The organism is Bacilliculturomica massiliensis, assembly GCF_900605495.1.
Taxonomy (GTDB): domain Bacteria; phylum Bacillota; class Clostridia; order Peptostreptococcales; family Anaerovoracaceae; genus Bacilliculturomica; species Bacilliculturomica massiliensis.
Genome location: NZ_LR027602.1, coordinates 22,310 through 43,355 on the forward strand (window position 1 = coordinate 22,310; position 21,046 = coordinate 43,355).

Sequence of the window (21,046 nt, forward strand, 5' to 3'; positions counted from 1 at the left end):
TCCCGGGCGATTGAGAGAATCGACTGCGGATCTTTTTCTTTTTGCTTCGGACGCGGCGGTGCAGCGACTCCTGTCAACGAGACATATCAATTTGTCCTGCATTCAGGTCTCTATCTTTGATGACAGAATAGAAGTCCTGTCCCCCGGCATGTTATATGGCGGACTGGATATGCAAGCCGCGCTTGCGGGTAAATCAAAGTGCAGAAATGCAGCTGTCTCAGAGGCTTCTTATTATATGGGCATGATCGAAGCATGGGGCACAGGGTTGGGCAGGATCCGGAAAAGCTGTCAGGAGTACGGTTTGAAAGAGCCGGGAATAGAAGAATTTGGAAATGGATTCCGAATTACGCTTTATAGAAATAAGCCCCGTGACACAGAAGATAGCACAGAAATGCATGCTGGTAGCACAGAAACTAGCACAGAAACCCACACTAGTAGCACAGAAGATAGCACGGAAAGCAGCACAGGAAATGCAGAGGAGAGATTGATCCAGCTTTTAATACAACAGCCGGGAATCACTCAGCAGGAAGCGGCAGATAAGCTGGGATATTCAAAAGCATGGATCAGAAAAATTATGAAAAGCCTACAGCAGAAAGGTGTGCTGCACCGGGAAGGATCCACGAAAAAGGGAAAGTGGATCGTGTCTTGTCAGGAGACATAGGTGAGAAAATATCAAAAAAAATTTCTGTAAAATACCTGAGATTACTGCACGAAAGCGATTTCATAAACTATGGCTTAATTTCTTGCTCAAGTTTATGACCACAGCAAGGGCAATAATCCGGTCTGCGCCCTCTTATATTGAACGGCTTTCCACACTTTGGACATTTATAGAAGATAACCGCTTGTATCAACCCATACACCATGCCAGCAAGTCCAATGCCACCAACTATGGCTCCGAATAACCCAATTTTCATTGAAAGGCTACACCCAATAAATGATATGATAGCACCACCAATTACGCAGATTTTCAAAACCAGATAACTTCTTTTATAATCCATAAAACCTCCAATACTAATATTGATATTCTGAATATGCTGGTGTTGCTCCCTTAAAGCAAAATACCACTTAAATAGCCACAGTATTGCGGAACATCTTGTGCATAGATGATTCTACTTGAAAAGCTATCTAAAAGCAACAGTTTGCCACGTATATTGGAGGACATGTTCTTGTGCTTGTACTTCCAAACAAACCAATATGTGTGGAGCTTCAAATACCTAGTAGCAAGAACATGTAATGGTTTCTTGCGCTCTCCCCTGACCGTACAGATTGTTAATATGGTTGATATGGTAGAAATCCTTCTAATGGCAGCCAGATCTACGCAGCGGGCTATACATATAAATTTTTTTGCTCTGTACACAGGTCTGCGTGTGGGGCTGAAGAACATGAGAGCGCCGTCCTGCAAGCAGGAGAGGCGGTGGAGATCCGTGTACTGCCTGATGATAAAGTTTAACTGTGAAACGTCCGCTTTGTGGAAGAGGGGCCGTCAGTTCAGTCCGTATTGACGCAGCTTGCGGTAAAGCGTACTCAAAGATATGTTTAAATATTTTGCGCACTGTTTCTTTCCGCTTGTGCTGCGTCCAAAAATGCACAGGGCGTCGTACAGTTCTTTTTGCTCCAGCGCACGGGAGCGATCTTTTATAGAATCTTGCAGGGACGGCAGGGCGGAGGGGACAGGAACTATCTCCGAGACGGGTTCTGTGCGGTCTGCGGTCAGGTAGGACGGCAGGCTCTGATCGCTTATCACTGTCCCGGGCTCCATATTGACGGCATATTCGATGACATTTTCAAGCTCCCTCACATTTCCGGGCCAGTTGTACTTCAGAAAAAGATCCAGGACTGTGGGCGCCAGCTGTGTGATGTTTTTATTCAGAAGCAGGCATTGCTTGCTCAAAAGATATCTGGCCACCATGGGAATATCGGACTTTCGCTCCCGAAGAGGGGGGATGCGGATGGGGATCACGTGGAGCCGGTAGTAGAGATCTTTGCGAAACCGGTTTTCGGAGATCAGTTCTTCCAGATCCTGATTGGTGGCCGCGATGATCCGGACGTCTACGGGGATGGGCCGGGAGCTGCCCAGGTGTACCACCGTTCTCTCCTGAAGGACCCGCAGCAGCTTGGCCTGCAACTGTATGGGCATGTCCCCGACTTCATCTAAAAACAGAGTACCGCCGTTGGCTGCCTCGAATTTGCCGGAGCGGCCTTCTTTTTTTGCGCCTGTGAAGGAACCGCCCTCGTAGCCGAACAGCTCGCTTTCAAGCAATGCGTCGGGGATGGCGCTGCAATTGATCGCCACAAAGTTTTTCTTCGAGCGGCTGCCCGCGTTGTGGATGGCCTGGGCAAACATCTCTTTTCCGGTACCGCTTTCGACTGAGATGAGCACGGAGGAGCGGGATCCGGATATTTTTTTTGCAATTTCGATACAGCGGATGAGTTCCTGACTGTTTCCCAGGATATCTTCAAAGGCGAGACCCAAATCGGACGGATGCCCGGTCTTTTCCAAGCGTGCCGGCTGTTCCGCGCGGAGGGTGCATTCCAATTTTGCAGCCAGCAGCTCCGCCAGAAGCTTGAGAAATTCCGTGTAGACAGAACGGTTTTCCGCAAGGATCTTTTTTTGTTCGTCTGTGACGGCGTAAAGGGCGATCACGCCTATGTTCTGATTTTCCAGCATAATAGGTATAAGCAGATCTTCCGCAGAAAGCGCGGACCGACGCCGCATGACCCGGAGGGATGCGCGTCCGACGGTGGTGATGTCCACCGGAACGCGGAGTATTGAGGCGATCGCTGCAGATGCTTGCCGTGTGAAGGGATTCAGAAGTTTGCTGTTCAAATAGTTCATAGTATTTCCCACCTCTTGTTAGATTTAAATAAACTTCAGTCTAACACACAATGTGGGACTCAACAATCTTCTCGTTCAGCCAATGGAAAAAACTCTCCACAGGCTGCCGCTTCTGGCTGATTCCTGTAGAACGACAGTCCTTTGAGATCGGAACTTCCGTCAGACATTTTGGATTTTTCCTGGGCGTAAACAAACGAATTTGGGCAAAGATCTTCTGAACACTGAAATATGGGCGAGGCAGTGATCGGGGCCGGCCTAAAAAGGAAAGCATGCAGATCGTTTTACCCGATTTTTTCTTTTTGCCGAAAAAAGAGGCTCAAAAACGAAAAGAAAATGGATAATATATACTTTACATAGTAAATATAGAAAATACTTTTCGTTTTTAACGCAAAATCATATTGAAAAAGAAAAAAGCGACATAAAACGACAGGAGAAATAATTAAAACGCCGATTGCGCCGGCCGTTTTTTTCTTTTTCAGGTGCTGGAAGCACGAAAAAAGAAAAAAGTCCGCTCCTGTGTCCGGGCGATCCTCGTATTTACCAAAAAGCCTGCGCCTGCAGGCAGGTAAATGAGCAGGAATGATGAAAACCAGAGTATGCGCAGGCGTTATAATCGATCATGCGGGGATCTGCTGTTTACTTTGAACGAGGATAAAGGGGGGATTCACATAACATAGGAAATATCGTTCGCTGATATTTCCGTATGTTTCAAAAAAGTTTACCTTGTGAAAGTGAGCCCGTAGGGCGAATAGGGGGCTGTTACTGAAACTTCTTCACCGCATCCATATATTTGCCCAGAATGCCGATGTTCACATAGTAGATAGAGAATTTATCATTTTTCTTCACCTGGATCAGCTGAGACTCCACCAGCTTTTTGATGTGCTGCGAGATGGTGGCCTGGGAGTAATTGAACGCGGCCACGACGTCTTTATTGCAGACGGTCTCCCGGTTTCTGTTTGCCACGTAAATAAAGCGGAATATTTTAACTCTGGCGGGGTGGGCCAGAGCGTCGGATACTCTGGCCACCAGCAGTATTTCTTCTTCTTGCATGTCGTCGGATTCTTTTCTCAGTCTCATGGAAGCCTCCTTTGTCAGTTACGGGCAGCGGCGGCGATCTGAAAGCCAACGGATGGGCCTGTCGCTCCGCATTGTCTTCAGCGGGCAGATACGCGCACGTCTGGTCAGAGTCTGCATTTTTCAAAGCGTCCCGTTGAACGGGATCCGTCTCTGATGACCGCGGGTGTTTTTGTCAACTGAAGGTATATAAGCAATAAACGATACTTTGTCCAGTATAACACAAAGATAACCATATTTCGACATTGAATTAAAATATTTTTTTGTCCAAGACCCGTTACGAAAACGTAACAGAGGCGGTCAAAGTGTTACCTTTTAGAAACAATACAGATTCTAACTTTTCCTGGGAAAAGTATCCTTGATTTTGCCTGCTGAAAAAAATGAAATGTTTAAATTGCAACATCTGAGCTCTGAAAAAATTATTTTTTCAGACTATTTTATTTTTTGGCATTTTATTTGCGATTATATAGAGACGTGATCAAGCAGAAGAATGCGGCCGCGTTCTCAGTAAAATGACGGAGGTAGAAGATGAAACCGAAGGACAAATATGTAAACTTTTATTACGAGACGGTAACGGACCATCAGGAGACGGTGCTGGATCCAAAGAAAACGGCCCTTTTGATCGTAGATATGCAGAATGAATTCGTGCTGCGGAATTTTGGAGAGGCGCTGGCGTTTCAGGAAGCGGGAGAGTGGGAACGGTGGATCCCATTCCACGACCGGCTGGACAACACCACGATCCCCAACAATCAAAAGCTGCTGAAGTATTTCAGAGACCACGGCATGACAGTCACATTCGGCAGGATCGCCTGTCTGCGTCCAGATGGAGAGGACCGCTCGCCGGTGCAGAAATCTGAGGGTTGGAACGGCATGCTGCTTCCTGTGGACAGCTTTGCAGCCCAGATGATCGATCAGCTGACGCCGCTGCCTGGGGAGATCGTGGTAAACAAGACGACGGACAGCGTGACCACAGGAACGAACTACCTGACCCTGCTGCGGTTTATGGGAATCGAGACCGTGGTTGTCACAGGCATCGTGACAGACCAGTGCGTGGCTTCTACTGTGAGAGGGCTGGCGGACGACGGGTTCAAGGTCATCTGCGTGGAGGACGCCTGCGCGGCGGGGAGCATGGAGCTGCATGATGCGGAGCTTAAGATCATGAGCGTTATCTACTGCGACGTGATGAGCACGGATGAGACCATTGAGCTGATCGAGAAATACTCGTAGGAACCGTATCATCGTTACATAATAATAGGGAGGTAAGTCATGCCTGAAAATACATTAAAACGAGAATTGAAGCTGACAAACCTGATCTCCATGGCGGCAGGCGGCATGATCGCCGCCTGGATGGTGGAGATCAAATTCTGGTTCGAGCTATCCGGACCGGGCGCAATTTTTTCATTGATAACCTGTGGACTGTTGGTTTTGCCGCTGTGTCTGATCTATTCGGAGATGACCAGCATGCTGCCCTACGCGGGCGGTGAAAATATCTGGGTATCCAACGCTTTTGGCTGGAACGCGGGCTGGTTCTCCTGCTGGGGGGTCATGCTCCTGTACGTGATGGCCATGCCGACCGTGGCTTACGGTATCGCAAGCATGATCGGCTATCTCTATCCGGTCACCTTCGTACAGACCAAGATCGTGGCGGCCGTCATTCTTGTGATCTGGTTTTTCCTGACGAATCGGGAATTAAAGCTGCTGGCCCGAATGCAGTCTATCTTCTTTTGGAGCACGCTGGTGGTCTCACTGGTCGCATCCTGCATCTTTATCTGCAGCAAGCAGTGGAGCTTTGAACATCTGAGCCCCTGGTTCCCTAACGGCTTTTCCGGATACGGCGCGGCGGTAGGCCTGCTGATCATGAAATTTGTAGGTTTCGATCTGATCCCCCAGCTCTCCGAAGAGTCCAATTTCCCCAAGAAGAAGCTGTGGATCGCATTCGTGGGTTCGCTGTTCTTTACCGTACTGATCTACAGCATGGCTGTCATCGGAGTCGGCGGTATCGTATCCAACGAGTGGGTGGCGGAGACAGACATCGTGGATCCCAGAGTGGCGGATATCATCGGCATGCACTGGCTGGGCATCGTCATCGTCGTCATGGGTACTTTGACCTGTCTGACGACCCTGTCTTCCTTCTGGCTGTGCGCCTCCAGAACGCTTTACGGCGCTTCCAAACAGAGACAGTTCACGCCGTTTTTCTCCGCGCTGAACGACGCGGGCCAGCCGTTCCGCGCCAACGTGGTGGTGGGCATCCTGTCGCTGTATTTCACCGTCTTCGCCCCGGAAGCCTGGATCAACTATATCTATGCGATCTACGGCGTAGCGGCGGGCGTCATCTATTTAATGGTCACTCTGTCCTTTATGAAACTGCGTAAATCCAGGCCTGATTGGGAGAGACCATATGAGGTGAAGGCAGCCGGATTGTTTGGCGTGATCTCGCTCATCTTTACGATCTGGGTCATTTATTCGTCCGTAATGGCTATGGACGCCGGCGCCTGGGTGGTGCTGGGCCTGTATCTGGCTCTGGGCGTGCCTTTCTGGATGTACGCCAGACATAAGCAGAAGACAGATCCTGAAAACTGGAGCGCATTGATCATTTCTCCGGACAACCAGAAATAAATTTAATTGAGAAAGGGGAGCGGGGCCACGGCGACGTCAGAAAAAGCGCAGACCCTTTCTCCCCTTTTCTTTTGATTCGGTGCGCAGCACACGCACGCGCGGATTATACCACGATGGCCTTAGGCCATCGTGGTATAATAAAGGGTAAAAGACATGGATAAAGATCTGAGGAATGAGCCGGTATGGAGAAGTGATATGAAGTATTTGGGCAGAAGCTCACTGGTCATTAATATTCTGGTCGTTTTTATACTCTTTAATCTGACATCCCTTTTCGTCTTTGCCGCGTACGTATTTTACCAGGACAGGGAGGCCGCCCAGAAAAGCACGGAGGCCAGCATCAAGGAGATCGCTTTTGAGAAAGCCAATGTCATCTCCCTGACGCTGACTACTTTTTCCTATGAGACTGAAAATCTGGCGTCGTGGGCCAGGTATTATCTGCTAGAGTCGGAGGACACGCCGGACGAACTGTCGGAGGAATATCAGCGCGCCGCCAATGGGATCCTGTATCGGATACAGCCCCAGGGCGGGGACTCCGCGGGCAGCGGGATCTTTTTCCCCGCCAACGTTGAAGTGACGGAGCAGGTGATACACGAGATCAACGCCACCGCTCATCTGGATCCGCTGTTTGAGACGTTTAAAGAGCGGCAGCCTCTGACCCAGTGGGTGTACATCTCCACCGAGGAGGGCCTGCTGCGCTGCGCTCCTCACCCTTCCATGGAAGTGTTCGACCCGAACCACCAGCAGAAGACTGATACATTTTATGTGATGGCTGACGCGGAACACAATCCCCAGCGAAAGACGGTCTGGACCCGGCCTTATGTGGACTATCTGGGAACGGGCTGGACCATATCCTGCTCTCATCCCGTGTACGACAAAGACCGGCTTCTGGGCATCGTCAGCGCCGACATCAATATTGAGACGCTGCGCCAGAAGTTTTTTGTAGATTTTTCTCTGGGCGAGTCGGCAAAGATCTATCTGATCGAAAACACGGGGGATATCATCTATCATCCCGATTATGTGACAAAGACAGGCGCCGGCGGAGAGCTCTATATGGAAAATATATTTGACGACGACAAGCTTTCCTCCGGGATGCGGACCGTCATGAAAGGCCTTCTGGACAAGGGCAGGGGGGTGGTCTCCTGCTATGATCAGGAAGACGGGCGGAACGTAACGAAAAAGACGCTGGCCTACGCGCCCATCGAGGGGCAGCCCTGGACGCTGGTGGTGGAGATCAACAACAGCGAATATCAGGCGGTAAACCGTCTGAAGACCAACAATATGATCACCTTCCTTCTGTCTACTACTCTGGCATTGATCGTGTTCGCCGTGATCCTGTACCGCAGATACTCAAGGCCGATGAATGATCTGGTGGCCCAGGCTCAGGGCGTGGCGGAAGGCGATTTCAGCAAGACCAGCTTTATCGAGGGCTTCAGTGAGATCGAGATCCTCTCGGAGGCGTTTTGCCTTATGAGCGATAAGCTGAATACATACACCACGAGACTGCAGAAGAAGACCAATGAGATCGAGAGTATCTTTAACAGCATCTCAGGCGTGCTCATGATCATCGCCAAGGACGGCAGCATCCGCACGGTGAACCGGGAGGGACAGCTTCTCATAGACGGAATGCAAAAAAATGGCCGGCCCACAGAAAAATGTTATCAGATCTTTGGAGGCCGGGACCAGCGCTGCGCCGAATGTCCGCTGGACGCCATCGCGGAGGCCAGAGAGACAGGAGCCGCCAGACAGAAACTGGTGGGGGATGAGATCTACCGCAACACTTACTATCCGATCTTCGGCGAGGATAATAAGGTGGAGGGCGTCGTTCTCTTTGCGCAGCCTATCACGGAGAACATCCTCATCGAAAAGGAGCTGCAGCAGTCGGAAAAGCTGGCAGGGATCGGCCAGATATCCTCCGCCGTGGCCCACGAACTCAAGAATCCACTGGCGGTCATAGAAGGGGCGCTGTACCTGCTTCGCATTTATACGCAGCCGGAAAGGGATGAAAATGTGGATGAGACCCTGGATACCATCTCGGAGGCTACGGCTAACGCAGAGCGCGTCATCACCAGTCTGCTGGATTTCTCCAGCCAGTCCGGAGACGAGGACTGCTCTGTAGATATCACCAAGATCATCAATCAGCTTTTGATCCTGACCAACCGCGACCGCATCCGCGACGAGATCAGCGTTGTAAAAGAATTCAGCCCGGATCCATTGATCTGGTACGGCGCCGCGGAACCGCTGAAAAATATTCTGCAGAACCTGATCAACAACGCCCTGGAAGCCATCGCCCCGGGCGGTACGGTAAAGATAAAGGGGAGCTATCTCAAAAGACAGAATGGGGTCCGCCTTTTGCTTTCTGTGGAGGATGATGGAAGCGGTATACCGGAGGAAGATCTGGGAAAGATCTTCACGCCGTTTTTCTCTCGTGGGAAAGAGGAGAAGGGCACAGGGCTGGGGCTCTGGATCACAAAGATGCTGGCCGATAAAATAGGAGCGGAGATCCATGTGGAAAGCCGCGTCGGGCAGGGAACGACCTTTACCGTCTCCCTGCCGGTTAAAAAAGATTTGGAGAAATCGAAATGAATAATACAAATCCGATCTTGATCATAGACGACGACGTCAATCTGCTGAAGGTTTACAAAAAGATTTTCGAAGTAAATCATTTTAACGTGCTCGCCTATTCGGACAGCATGGAGGCGCTGCAGGCGATCCGCAGGAGCACGGTGGCGGTGGTCATCTCCGATATTATCATGCCCCGGATGGACGGTATGCAGCTCCTGCGGGAGATCAAAAATGAAAAGCCGGCTATCGAGGTCATCATGCTGACTGCCGAGGGTTCCGTCTCCGGAGCGGTGGACGCTGTCCATCAGGGGGCCTTCACCTATATGGTGAAACCCGTCAATATCGACGAGCTGTTGTTCAACGTCAGAAGGGCTTACGATATCTTTGCTATTCGGGAAGAAAATTCTCTGCTCAGGGAGCACATCAGCGAACTGTCTGAGCGGGAACCTCTGATCGGAAACAATATCAAGATGGAAGATATCCGCAATCAGGTGAGGATCGTGGCGCCCCTGGACAGCACTGTGCTGATCACAGGGGAGAGCGGCACGGGAAAAGAGATCCTGGCCAACATGATCCACTATCAGAGCCGGCGGGCGCCCCAGCCTTTTGTGAGGGTAAACTGTGCGGCACTCAGCGAAAATCTGCTGGAAAGCGAGCTCTTCGGCCACGAAAAAGGAGCCTTTACAGGGGCTGACCGCACGCGGAAGGGCCGTTTTGAGATGGCCAACAGGGGAACGCTGCTTCTGGACGAGATCGGAGAGCTGCCGCCGGGCACTCAGGCCAAGCTGCTGCGGGTGCTGCAGGAGAAGGAATTTGAGCGGGTGGGAGGCTCTTCTACCATCAAGACGGATTTTCGTCTGATCGCGGCCACCAACCGGGACCTGCGCAGGGAGATCGAGAACCGAAGATTCAGGGAAGACCTGTTTTACAGGATCAATGTGGTGCCCATCCACATACCGCCTCTGAGGGAGAGAAAGGACGATATTCGTCTGCTGGCGGAGTATTTTATCATGAGGATCTGCAGCGACGTGAAAAAACCGCGGATACGCCTGAGCGAGAGGGCTCTGGAAAAACTCTGCCGCTACGACTGGCCGGGCAATGTGCGCGAACTGCGCAATATTATTGAACGGATCGTCGTACTTACGGACAGAGATGTGATCGAGGAGGATATGATCCTGCTTGAGACCACCGGATCCCATTCCATGATCAATGCGGTGATGGATCCGGCCTCCGCGTGGCCGGGCTTCAAAGAAGCGGTCAGGGGAATGGAGGGCGCCGACCTGGCTACGGCCCGCAGAGAGTTTGAAAAGCAGTATATCCTCCGGGCTTTAGATCACAACGAGTGGAATGTGACGAGGACCGCCCTTGAGCTGAATCTGGCCCGGAAAAACCTATATAAAAAAATAAAAGATTATGGCATTGATTTAAAATGGTAAAACAGTATAAAATGGAAGAAGATGATATTGTAAGAAACGAGAGAGAAGAAGAGAAAGTCGGCGGTGTTATGAAGAACAAGGAATACATATTAGTACTGCAAAGAATTTTGCAGATAATGGACGAAGGCGTTCACGTTGTCGATCCGGAAGGGAACAGTATCATATACAACAAGGCTATGGCCCGTTTGGAGAAAATGGAGAGCCAGGATGTACTGCGCAAACCCTTTACCGAGGTATTCAAAAACTTCGAGGACGGAGAGAGCACGCTGATGCAGGCTCTGGAATTCCGTAAGACCACACTGAAAAAGGAGCAGACTTATCTGAACAAAGACGGCAGGGAGATCACTACGGTAAACACCACTGTCCCCGTGGTCAAGGACGGCGAACTGGTAGCGGCTATCGAGATCGCAAAAAACATCACGGATATCCAGAAGATGTCCAATACCATTCTGGAACTGCGCAAGGAGATCGACTGTCCCCAGGTGGCAAAGGAACACCGCATTAAGAAATACAATTTTGATAACCTGTTCGGCGAGAGTGAAAAGTTTCTGGATACGATCACGCTGGCAAGGCGCGCGGCCAGAAGCTCGGCTTCCGTTCTGATCTACGGCGAGACGGGAACGGGAAAGGAGCTGATCTCACAGAGCATCCACTTTGACAGCGACCGTCAGAGCAAGCCCTTTCTTGCGCAGAACTGCGCGGCGCTGCCCGGCAGTCTGCTGGAAGGCATCCTGTTTGGTACCAGCAAGGGCGGATTTACAGGGGCGGTGGACCGGGAAGGGCTGTTTGAGCAGGCCGACGGCGGCACGCTGCTTCTGGACGAGATCAATTCCATGCCCTACGAACTGCAGGGAAAGCTGCTGCGGGTCCTGCAGGAGGATTACATCCGGAGGGTGGGAGGAACTAAGGATATTCCCATCGACGTGCGGATCATCGCCACCATCAACGAGCCGGCGGAGGAGCTGATCCAGAGCGGGAAGCTGCGGAAGGACCTCTATTACCGTCTGAATATCATACAGATCGACATACCTCCTCTGCGGGAACGGCCTGACGATATTTTGCTGCTGGCGGATAAGTTTCTGGAGAAGCACAACAAAAAATATAATAAGGAAGTCTGGATGCTCTCGGAAAAGGCCAAGGAAAAACTGCTGGATTACGATTACCCGGGGAACGTGCGGGAACTGGAAAATATCATCATGTCCGCAGTGTCCATGGCCCTTGAGGACGAGCACGTGCTCACAGACAAGCACCTCATCGTCAACCGCCGGAAGGCCCTGCCTCAGCAGGACATCTATGAGCTGAAGGACGGGGGCTTGGACGAATATTTAGAAAAAATAGAAAAAAGCATGATAGAAAACGCTTTGGTCGCTCAGGGGGGGAATATTTCAAAAGCCGCTGAAAGCTTGAAAATCAAGCGTCAGACCCTTCAGCACAAAATAAAGAAGTATAAAATGGAAACGGAAAAACAAGGGAAAAAATAAAATAAGCGCAAAAATATTTGCAATTGATGCAAATATTTTTGCTTCCAAGTGTCGAAATTAAGTGAAAAACATGATCGTTTTGTGACACGTTTCACCAACGAAAAAAAATACGCCGAAAGATCTCCGGCGTATTTTTATATAAACAGAAGGAATACTCAGTAAAATGCCAAGATTGCCGTAATTGTCTGAAATATTGTGCGTTGGCATGGTACTTGCGTATATATTAAGACGTGCGCCGCAGGGCGCAGTTACACAACAGGCGGATCTGGATCCGCACATAAAACAGTCTACACTTTATAAGTTATTTAAAGCGCCCGCCGGCTGGACGGTGAAAAGGACAGGCAGCGGGACAAGAAAATGGAGGAGAAAAAGATGGAAAATGTAAAAGTAATCATTTGGGGACTTGGCGCAATGGGCGGCGGCATGGCTGATATGCTTCTGAAGAAAAAGGGCGTTGACATCGTCGGCGCAGTAGGCCGCGGAGCCAAGATCGGCAAAAGCATGTACGATTACATAAAGACCGAAAAAGGCGACAGACCGGAAGTCCTGATCGGCGCAGCCGAAGACGTGATCAAGCCGGGCGCTGCGGACATCGTTCTGCTCTGCACAGATTCCTTCACAAAGAACGCTTACGATAAATTAAAGTTCATCATGGAGCAGAAGCTGAACGTTATCACCTCCGCTGAGGAGATGGCTTATCCGCAGGCTCAGAACCCGGATCTGGCTGCGAAGCTGGACGAGATCGCGAAGGCCAACGGCGTATCCTGCCTGGGCACCGGCATCAACCCGGGTCTCATCATGGACCTGCTGGTACTGATCTGGACCGGCTGCATGGAAGACGTAGAGCACATCGTTTCCCGCCGTGTTAACTCCCTGTCCCCGTTCGGACCGGCTGTTATGGAAGAGCAGGGAATCGGCGTGACCGTTGATGAGTTCAAGAACGGCCACCTGGCTGGCCACGTTGGATTTGCAGAGTCCATGGGCATGATCGCGGACGGAATCGGCTGGGAGATCGACGAGTTCAAGCAGAGCATGGATCCCATCGTTACCGATGTTGACAGAAAATCCCCCTATGGCTTCGCAAAAGCTGGAAACGTTGCCGGCGTAGCGATGAAGGCCTTTGGATACAGAAAAGGCGAGCTGATGATCGAGATGGATCACCCGCAGCAGATCGAGCCGGAGCAGGTAGGCGTACAGACCGGCGACTATGTAATCATCAAGGGAACCCCCAACGTGAACATGGTCAACAGCCCTGAGATCGAAGGCGGAATCGGAACCATCGCAATGTGCGTAAACATGATCCCGCAGGTCATCAACGCTGAGCCGGGACTGCACACCATGCTGACCCTCCCCGTACCCCGGGCGATCATGGGCGACATGAGAGACCGCATCTGCCCCGACAAGAAGATCGTAAAATAGGGAGACCTATCCCAATTTGCGCAGCAGGCTACGGCGAGAGACCTATCCCAAATTGCGCAGAGGCATAAATAAGTTTTTCAGACGAGAGGGCGATTTTAATAAATCGTCCTCTCAAACAAGTTGGTATATCGTGTCATGTGAGTGTTAATGATAAATGATAGAGGAGTAGAAGAAATGGCTAAAAAAGGCGATTGGGTGCGCATTCACTCAATAGTACTTCACGCAGATGAGAGAACCGGCAAGATCCCGGAGGATACAAAAAAATGCGATCTGGAAATGTGGACGAAGGGATTCCTTCAGGAAGACGCTGAGATCGGCGCCCAGGTCACCGTCCAGACTGCTTGCGGCCGCCTTGAAAAAGGCGAGCTGGTCGAGGTCAATCCGTATTGGAAGCACAGCTACGGCGAGTTTGTTCCCGAGCTGGTGCAGATCGACAAGCAGCTGAGAGAGATTATGAACTTTGGAGGTGACAAATAATGGCGCTGGCAAAAGATTATGATTCCGTAATGGGAAGATCCAACGATATTATGAAGGAAGCGCTGGGATTTGACTACAAACAGTTTGAATCCGGTTCCGTCGCCTTCGATTACGAAGCGCTCATGAGAGCAACGGGCTATACCCTGGAAGAGATCAACAGGATCCAGAGCAGAACAGGCGTGGGCAATACGCCGCTGTTAGAGCTGAGAAACCTCTCCGCTCTGTCCAGAAAATATGCGAAGCCGGGATACGGCGCAAGAATTTTTGCGAAGGACGAGATGGCCAACGCTTCCGGAAGTTTCAAAGCCAGAAGAGCGGCCTGCGCTGTAGCTCACGCCAAGAAGCTGGGCTACAAGGGCGTTATGGCGTCCACTTCCGGAAACTACGGCGCTGCGGTGGCGTCTCAGGCTGCTATGCAGGGCCTGCAGTGCATCATCGTTCAGGAGTGCTTCGACTCCCACGGCGTGGGCCAGCCGGAGATCATCGAGAAGGCCAGAGCCTGTGAAGCTTACGGTGCAGAGGTCCTTCAGCTGACCGTAGGACCCGAGCTGTTCTACACCTTCCTGTCCGTACTGGAAGACACGGGATACTTCAACGCTTCCCTGTATTCGCCTTTCGGCATCGCCGGAATCGAGACTCTGGGATATGAGATCGCGATGCAGTGCAGAGAGCTGCTGGGCAAAGATCCGGAGATGGTAGTCTGCACCAACGCCGGCGGCGGAATGATGACTGGTACTGCCCGCGGCCTGCTGAAGGCCGGAGCGACAGGCACCAAGATGGTAGCCGCCTCCATCGATCTGACCGGTCTGCACATGGCTTCCGACAAGCAGTTCAACCTGAAGGCCTGCACCACCGGACACACTGGGTTCGGCGTGCCTTACGCGACGGATCCGGATCACTCCGACGTTCCCAGAAGCGCTGCCAGACCGCTGCGCTACATGGACCGTTATGTGACCGTTACACAGGGCGAAGTCATGTACATGACGGAAGCTCTGGCGAATCTGGAAGGTCTGGAGAGAGGACCTGCAGGAAATACCGCTCTGGCGGCTGCTTTCTCTCTGGCTCAGGAGCTGCCCGAGGACGCGGTCATCGTTATCAGTGAGACCGAGTACACCGGCGCAGGAAAGCACGTTCAGCCGCAGCTGGCCTTTGCGAGAAAGAACGGCATCGACATCCACTTCGGCGATCCCGCCGCAGAAGATAAGCCGGGCGTAAACATCATCCTGCCCAAGGATCCGGGATACATCAAGTGCAAGAACGCTGATCTGGAGCACTTCAGAGCTTCTCTGATCAAGAAGTCCGTAAAGGCGCACTGCCCGGACAAGAGCAAGCTGACCGACGCCGACCTTCAGTTCCTGGCGGAAGAGACCAAGAGCGACATCGCTTTCGTACAGAAGGTATTAGAGACGCTGTAGATCTGAGAGCAGAGATACCGTCATAAAATCAAGACAATTTTCCGATCGGAGATTCCGGCCGGAAAATTGTCCGTTAGTGTGAAGCAATTAGATGGATGAAGGAGAAAAAGATGAAAAGAGCAGATGATTTTCAGGAAAGAAGAAAGCATATCGCGAATCTTTCCGACGAAGAGCTGTATGCAAGATTTTGGGAGCTCACCGATAAAGTTGTAGATCCCCTTCTCGACCTGGGAAAGAAAAATACTACCCCTTCTGTTGAACGTGCCGTTCTGCTGAGAATGGGAATTTCCTCTCTGGAAACGCAGAAAATCGTAAATAACTGCATGGACCACGGTCTCATGGGAAAAGGCTGCGGCCACTGCGTGTACAAATTATCGAAGGCCAACAACATCAGCATTCCCGAAGCCGGCACCATGCTGGCTAACGGCGAGGGCTGGGATGTGGTCGTAGACGCGTTCAAGGGAGGTAAATAAAAATGACAGATGTATTGAAGCCCAATGAAAAGCTGGATATAGTAGAGCTGCTGAAAGACCTTGACAAATATGCTCCCAGACGCAGAGGCTGGACCTGGAGAAAGCCGGCGCCCGGACTGAAGATGGGTCCCTTTGAGTACAAAGACGCGTCCGAGCCCATGAAGAACGGCGTGCCCCTTCCGCCGGCAAAATACTTCGAGAATATCGACCCGCAGCCGACGCCGACCATCACCACTGAGATCGCTTCCGGCCGGTTCGAGGACGATATCCGCAGAATGAGAATGGCCGCATGGCACGGCGCAGACCACATCATGGTAATCCGTCACATGGGACAGTCCCACATCGACGGCCTGATGGAAGGTACTCCGCAGGGTATCGGCGGCGTTCCGGTAACCAGAAAACAGGTTCGCGCTCAGAGAAAGGCTCTGGACATGATCGAGGATGAGGTTGGCCGTCCGATCAACTATCATTCCTATGTTTCCGGCGTTGCCGGCCCTGACGTAGCCGTTATGTTTGCCGAGGAAGGCATCAACGGAGCGCATCAGGATCCCCAGTACAACGTACTTTACAGAGATATCAACTGCGTACGTTCTTTTGTAGACGCCTGCGAATCCAAGAAGATTCTGCAGTGGGCTGAAATTCTGCAGATCGACGGCGCGCACAATGCCAACGCTACCGCCAGAGAAGCGTGGAAGGTCATGCCTGAGCTGATCGTACAGCACGCGATCAACTCCAGATTCTCCGAGAGAGTGGGAATCAAGCCGGAGAATATCAGCCTTTCCACCGTACCGCCTACCGCTACGCCGGCTCCCTGTATGTACATGGACCTGCCCTATGCCGTGGCGCTGCGTGAGATGCTGAATCGCTACAAGATGAGAGCTCAGATGAACACCAAGTACATCGACTCCTCCGCCCGTGAAGCGACGGTGACCCACGTAATGAACATGTTTATTTCCAAGCTCACCAGCGCGGATATCCAGTCCACCATCACGCCGGACGAGGGAAGAAACGTTCCCTGGCACATCTACAACATGGAAGCCTGCGACACCGCGAAGCAGACGCTGATCGGTCTGGACGGCCTCATGGAGATGGTCGAGCTGAAGAAGGACGGCCCGCTGAGAGACAAAGTCAGAGAGCTGAAGGAGAAGGCTTGCCTGTTTATGGAAGAGATCGTTGAAGTAGGCGGTTACTTCCAGGCTGTTCAGGAAGGATTCTTCGTTGACTCCGCTGAATATCCCGAGAGAAACGGCGACGGTATCGCCCGTAAGATCGAGGGCGGCATCGGCTACGGCATGATCTTCCCCAGAGATGAGGATTACATGGCTCCTGTTACCGCGCACTACGGCTACAACAATGTTGAGCAGTACGGCGGAGATCCGGAGAACCCGTCGGCTCTGATCGGCGGCTGTACCTTCGAGGACAGAAGCAAGATCGTCTTCATCGACGAGCTGGACGACTTCGACAACGTGGCCAACAGACTTGCCGAGGTTGCCAAGTACAGAGACGGACACACCATCAAGCCTGAGATGGAATGGTGCGGAGACGGTACCATCATGCTCACCATGTGCCTGCCCACCTACAAGAGAGCTGCGGAGGCTGCCGCTGTTGAGATCGGCAAGCGCCTGGGCCTGGTGGATCCCGAGGTCATCAGCCGCGAGATCATGCAGGAGGCCGAGGGCACTAGAATCGAGCTGAAGGGCAAGGTGGCCTTCGACATCGATATCGACAAGCTGGAGATTCCGCCCGAACCGCATTATCTGAGCAACGACGAGCTGTATCACGAGTTCGAGCAGGTGAAGCACATGAAGGTCGTGTGCGCTACCGTGGGCGAGGATGAGCACTCCGTTGGTCTGCGTGAGATCATGAACATCAAGCACGGCGGCATCGAGAAGTGGGGCATTGAATGCGTCTATCTCGGCACCTCCGTTCCCGTTGAAAAGCTGGTGGACGCGGCCATCGAGGAGGACGCCGAGGCGATCCTGGCTTCCACCATCATTTCTCACGACAACATCCATTATAAGAATATGAAGCGTATCAATGATCTCTGCGTAGAGAAGGGTATCCGCGACAAGGTAATCATCTGTGCCGGCGGAACGCAGGTCATTCCCGAGGAAGCGGTGAAGACCGGTATCGACATGGGCTTCGGAAGAAACTCTCACGGTATCGACGTTGCCACCTTCCTGGCTGAGGAGAGACAGCGCAGAAGAGGCGAGCGCGAGTAAAAAGAAGCTGCTGACCGCAGATTGAAAAATAAAGAGGGCTAGGGCGTATGCCCGGCCCTCTTTTTGATCGGAAAAGGGGTTTGGCAGAGGAAAGGAATAACTATATGAAAGTTGACGTATTAGTTGCCGAGATCGGTTCCACTACGACTGTAGTGAATGCGTTCCAGGACATCAACACGGATCATCCGGTGTTCTGGGCGCAGGGGCAGGCTCCCACTTCTGTCATGGACGGAGATGTGCGCATCGGTCTGCAGGGCGCCATCGACGACCTGTGCCAAAAGATGGGCATCGAGTCTTTGGAGTACAACGAGATGCTGGCCACCTCATCGGCGGCCGGCGGTCTGAAGATGACGGTGCACGGACTGGTCTATGATATGACTGCGAAAGCCGCGAAGGAAGCAGCGCTGGGGGCCGGCGGCATCATCCACTACATCACTGCCGGCAGACTTCGCCGCACCGATCTGCAGAAGATCAAAGATATCAGGCCCAATCTGATCCTCATCGCGGGAGGCGTGGATTTCGGCGAGAGGGACACGGCCATTTACAATGCGGAGATGATCCGCTCCCTGAATCTGGGCGTACCTGTCATCTATGCGGGAAATGTGGAAAATCAGGATGAGATGAAGCTGATCTTCGACGAGGAGAGCGGTAGCAGGCTCTATCTGGTGGAGAACGTCTATCCCAAGATCGACGATCTGAACGTAGAGCCGGCCCGTGAAGTGATCCAGGGCGCTTTTGAAGACCATATTATCCACGCGCCGGGGATGGAACACGTCCGCGACATGGTAAACGGGCCTATTATTCCCACGCCCGGCGCGGTGATGGAGTGTACGAAACTCCTCAACGACTGCATCGGAGACGTGGTGACCATCGACGTAGGCGGCGCGACCACAGACGTGCATTCCGTATGCGAGGAATCCGATCTGGTGGCACGGATCATGACCAGCCCCGAACCGAAGGCAAAGCGTACCGTTGAAGGGGATCTGGGCGTCTACGTCAACCAGAAAAATATAGTCGAGATCATCGGCAGAGAAGAACTGGAGGAAGATCTGCCCGGCGTGGATCTGGATAAGGTGATGGCTGAGTACAAGGCGATCCCCAAGAACGATCAGGAGCGGGCCTATGTGGAACGTCTCACAAAGGAAGCCGTCATCCGTTCGGTGGAACGCCACGCGGGTCAGATCCGCTATATCTATGGTCCCTCGGGCCGCAGCACTGTGGCTGAGGGCAAGGACCTGACACAGGTAAAATACATCATCGGCACGGGCGGAGCGCTCACGAGGCTTCCTCATCGGGTGGAGATCATGGAGGAGATCGCAAAGCACAACGAGACCGGTCTGCTGCTCTTCCCCAGTGAAAGCGCGCAGATCCTGGTGGACAATGATTATATTATGGCATCCTTGGGCGTGCTTTCCCGCAAATATAGGGAAGGCGCCATCCGCCTGCTGGAACAGAGCCTGAATTTCAAGTTTCCCAGCGAGGAGGAGAGGGCCAACAGAGGAAAGCCCGCTTATCTGGCGGAGCTGGAGCGTCTGGAAGCGGAACGTCTGGAAAAGGAACGGATCGAAGAAGAGCACAGAAAGCATCTGGAAGAAGAGGGCTGGGAGTGCGTGGACGGCCAGTACCGCAAAAAGCTGACAGAGGAAGAGAAGCAGCTGGAAGAGGCGGACGACAGACCGGTCAAGTGCGCGTTTGAGAGAGAACGCTGCTAGCGCGCCGGCGGCAAGAAGCCGGCTCCAGCCGCATCATAGTTAAGAGAGGAAACACGATGTATCCAAGAGTAAATGTAGACCTGAGCAAGGTAAATCAGAACCTGGACGCGGTGAGCAGGATCACCCACGGCGGGAACTGCTCCATGATGATCGTCACCAAGGGCTTCTGCGCCGACGAGAAGATCGTGGCGGAGATCGCCAAACATCCCGGCGTGGACTTTCTGGCCGACTCCAGAATCAAGAATATAGCTGCCTACGCCGACCTGGCTCACCAGAACGGCAAGGAGACCGTCCTTCTGCGCCTGCCCATGGGAACAGAAGTGGACGAGGTGGTAAAATACGTAGACCTGAGCTTCAACTCTGAGCTTGCGACCATCCGTCTGCTGGACGAAGCCGCCGGAAAGGCCGGAAAAAAGCACAATATCCTGCTGATGATCGACCTGGGCGATCTGAGGGAGGGGATCTTCTTTCAGGAAGAGGACACCATCATGGAGACGGTGTCCGAGATCCTGAAGCTGGCTAATATCAACCTGTACGGCATCGGCGTAAACCTGACCTGCTACGGCGCGGTGATCCCCAAGAACGACAATCTGTCTATTCTTGTGGACATTGCCAAAAAGATCGAGGCAAAATTCGGCGTGAAGCTGGCCATGGTGTCGGGAGGAAACTCCAGCTCCATCTATCTGCTGGGCGGCAACGACGTGCTGAAGAGCAGAGAGCTGCCGGAGGGAATCAACAATCTGCGTCTGGGCGAGTGCTTCATTCTGGGCAACGACACGGCTTACGGGACAAAGATCCCCGGGACCTGTTCCGACGCCCTTATTCTGGAGGCGGAGATCATCGAGCTGAAGAGCAAACAGTCCCTGCCCATCGGCGAGACCGGCGTGGACGCCTTCGGACAGAAGCCGGTCTACGAGGACAGAGGCGTCCGTAAGCGGGCCATCGTGGCTGTGGGACAGCAGGATATCACCCTGGACAGCATGACGCCGGTGGACGAACGACTGGTGATCCTGGGCGGAAGCTCCGACCACACCATCGTGGACGTCACCGAAGCCGGAGACCAGTACAAGGTGGGAGACACCATCTCCTTTGAGCTGGGCTACGGCGGTATGCTGAAGGCCTTTACCAGCGCTTATGTGGACCGGGCTTACCGTAAATAGACGATGCGAGGCGGCGCAGAAAGAAGCGCCTCCGGCATGATGCAGCCTGTCCGATTCCATACTTATAACGAACACAACGCAGAGAAGCTGCCTGAAATCCAGGCGGCTTTTCTGTTTTTTGGTTACCCCCGGCTTTCTTTCGCCGCGTCGGCAAAACGGACGG

General features: G+C 52.4%; 16 protein-coding genes. 13 read left to right on the top strand and 3 right to left on the bottom strand.

Annotated elements, in window-relative coordinates:
- Nucleotides 1-10 precede the first annotated feature (10 nt).
- Nucleotides 11-661, top strand: coding sequence for an ATP-binding protein (locus E0E37_RS18530; protein WP_165445251.1), 651 nt, complete (start codon nucleotides 11-13; stop codon nucleotides 659-661).
- 67 nt (nucleotides 662-728) lie between these two features.
- Here E0E37_RS18530 and E0E37_RS06800 read toward each other — a convergent pair whose 3' ends face one another.
- The 3 genes from E0E37_RS06800 to E0E37_RS06810 form a co-directional block, all read right to left on the bottom strand.
- On the bottom strand, nucleotides 729-998 hold the full coding sequence (locus tag E0E37_RS06800; protein ID WP_130862292.1) for a hypothetical protein: 270 nt from the start codon (nucleotides 996-998) through the stop codon (nucleotides 729-731).
- Between the two features lie 485 nt (nucleotides 999-1,483).
- Entirely contained in the window at nucleotides 1,484-2,836 is a 1,353-nt protein-coding gene (locus tag E0E37_RS06805; protein WP_130862842.1) for a sigma-54 interaction domain-containing protein, read from the bottom strand.
- 759 nt (nucleotides 2,837-3,595) lie between these two features.
- The gene (locus E0E37_RS06810; RefSeq protein ID WP_130862293.1) at nucleotides 3,596-3,913 is read right to left on the bottom strand and encodes an ArsR/SmtB family transcription factor; all 318 of its coding nucleotides are present in this window, start codon (nucleotides 3,911-3,913) and stop codon (nucleotides 3,596-3,598) included.
- 525 nt (nucleotides 3,914-4,438) lie between these two features.
- On the opposite strand from E0E37_RS06810, the gene E0E37_RS06815 reads away from it, so the two are divergent.
- From E0E37_RS06815 to orr, 12 genes are all read left to right on the top strand, one after another.
- A complete protein-coding gene (locus tag E0E37_RS06815; RefSeq protein ID WP_130862294.1) occupies nucleotides 4,439-5,137 on the top strand; it encodes a cysteine hydrolase family protein in 699 nt (232 codons plus the stop codon).
- A 39-nt stretch (nucleotides 5,138-5,176) separates the two neighbouring features.
- A complete protein-coding gene (locus E0E37_RS06820) occupies nucleotides 5,177-6,526 on the top strand; it encodes an APC family permease (protein WP_130862295.1) in 1,350 nt (449 codons plus the stop codon).
- Between the two features lie 195 nt (nucleotides 6,527-6,721).
- Nucleotides 6,722-9,109, top strand: coding sequence for an ATP-binding protein (locus E0E37_RS06825; RefSeq protein WP_165445252.1), 2,388 nt, complete (start codon nucleotides 6,722-6,724; stop codon nucleotides 9,107-9,109).
- Nucleotides 9,106-10,524, top strand: a complete 1,419-nt coding sequence (locus tag E0E37_RS06830; protein WP_130862297.1) for a sigma-54-dependent transcriptional regulator — start codon at nucleotides 9,106-9,108, stop codon at nucleotides 10,522-10,524. The genes E0E37_RS06825 and E0E37_RS06830 overlap by 4 nt, the downstream gene beginning before the upstream one ends.
- Nucleotides 10,518-12,005 (top strand): sigma-54 interaction domain-containing protein, encoded by a 1,488-nt coding sequence (locus E0E37_RS06835; RefSeq protein WP_330548553.1) that lies wholly within the window; start codon nucleotides 10,518-10,520, stop codon nucleotides 12,003-12,005. The genes E0E37_RS06830 and E0E37_RS06835 overlap by 7 nt, the downstream gene beginning before the upstream one ends.
- A 372-nt stretch (nucleotides 12,006-12,377) precedes the next feature.
- Nucleotides 12,378-13,424 carry a 2,4-diaminopentanoate dehydrogenase gene (ord, locus tag E0E37_RS06840; RefSeq protein ID WP_130862298.1) on the top strand — a complete coding sequence of 349 codons (1,047 nt, stop codon included), beginning with the start codon at nucleotides 12,378-12,380 and terminating at the stop codon, nucleotides 13,422-13,424.
- 174 nt (nucleotides 13,425-13,598) lie between these two features.
- Nucleotides 13,599-13,901 carry a 2-amino-4-oxopentanoate thiolase subunit OrtA gene (ortA, locus tag E0E37_RS06845; protein WP_130862299.1) on the top strand — a complete coding sequence of 101 codons (303 nt, stop codon included), beginning with the start codon at nucleotides 13,599-13,601 and terminating at the stop codon, nucleotides 13,899-13,901.
- A complete protein-coding gene (gene ortB / locus E0E37_RS06850) occupies nucleotides 13,901-15,316 on the top strand; it encodes a 2-amino-4-oxopentanoate thiolase subunit OrtB (RefSeq protein ID WP_130862300.1) in 1,416 nt (471 codons plus the stop codon). The genes ortA and ortB overlap by 1 nt, the downstream gene beginning before the upstream one ends.
- Nucleotides 15,317-15,426: 110 nt before the next feature.
- Nucleotides 15,427-15,789: an ornithine aminomutase subunit alpha gene (locus E0E37_RS06855; protein WP_130862301.1), complete on the top strand. Its 363-nt coding sequence runs from the start codon at nucleotides 15,427-15,429 to the stop codon at nucleotides 15,787-15,789.
- 2 nt (nucleotides 15,790-15,791) lie between these two features.
- Nucleotides 15,792-18,011 (top strand): D-ornithine 4,5-aminomutase subunit OraE, encoded by a 2,220-nt coding sequence (gene oraE / locus E0E37_RS06860; RefSeq protein ID WP_130862302.1) that lies wholly within the window; start codon nucleotides 15,792-15,794, stop codon nucleotides 18,009-18,011.
- A gap of 104 nt (nucleotides 18,012-18,115) precedes the next feature.
- On the top strand, nucleotides 18,116-19,723 hold the full coding sequence (locus E0E37_RS06865) for a GlmL-related ornithine degradation protein (protein ID WP_130862303.1): 1,608 nt from the start codon (nucleotides 18,116-18,118) through the stop codon (nucleotides 19,721-19,723).
- A gap of 56 nt (nucleotides 19,724-19,779) precedes the next feature.
- Nucleotides 19,780-20,883 carry an ornithine racemase Orr gene (gene orr, locus E0E37_RS06870; protein WP_130862304.1) on the top strand — a complete coding sequence of 368 codons (1,104 nt, stop codon included), beginning with the start codon at nucleotides 19,780-19,782 and terminating at the stop codon, nucleotides 20,881-20,883.
- The last annotated feature ends 163 nt before the right edge of the window (nucleotides 20,884-21,046 follow it).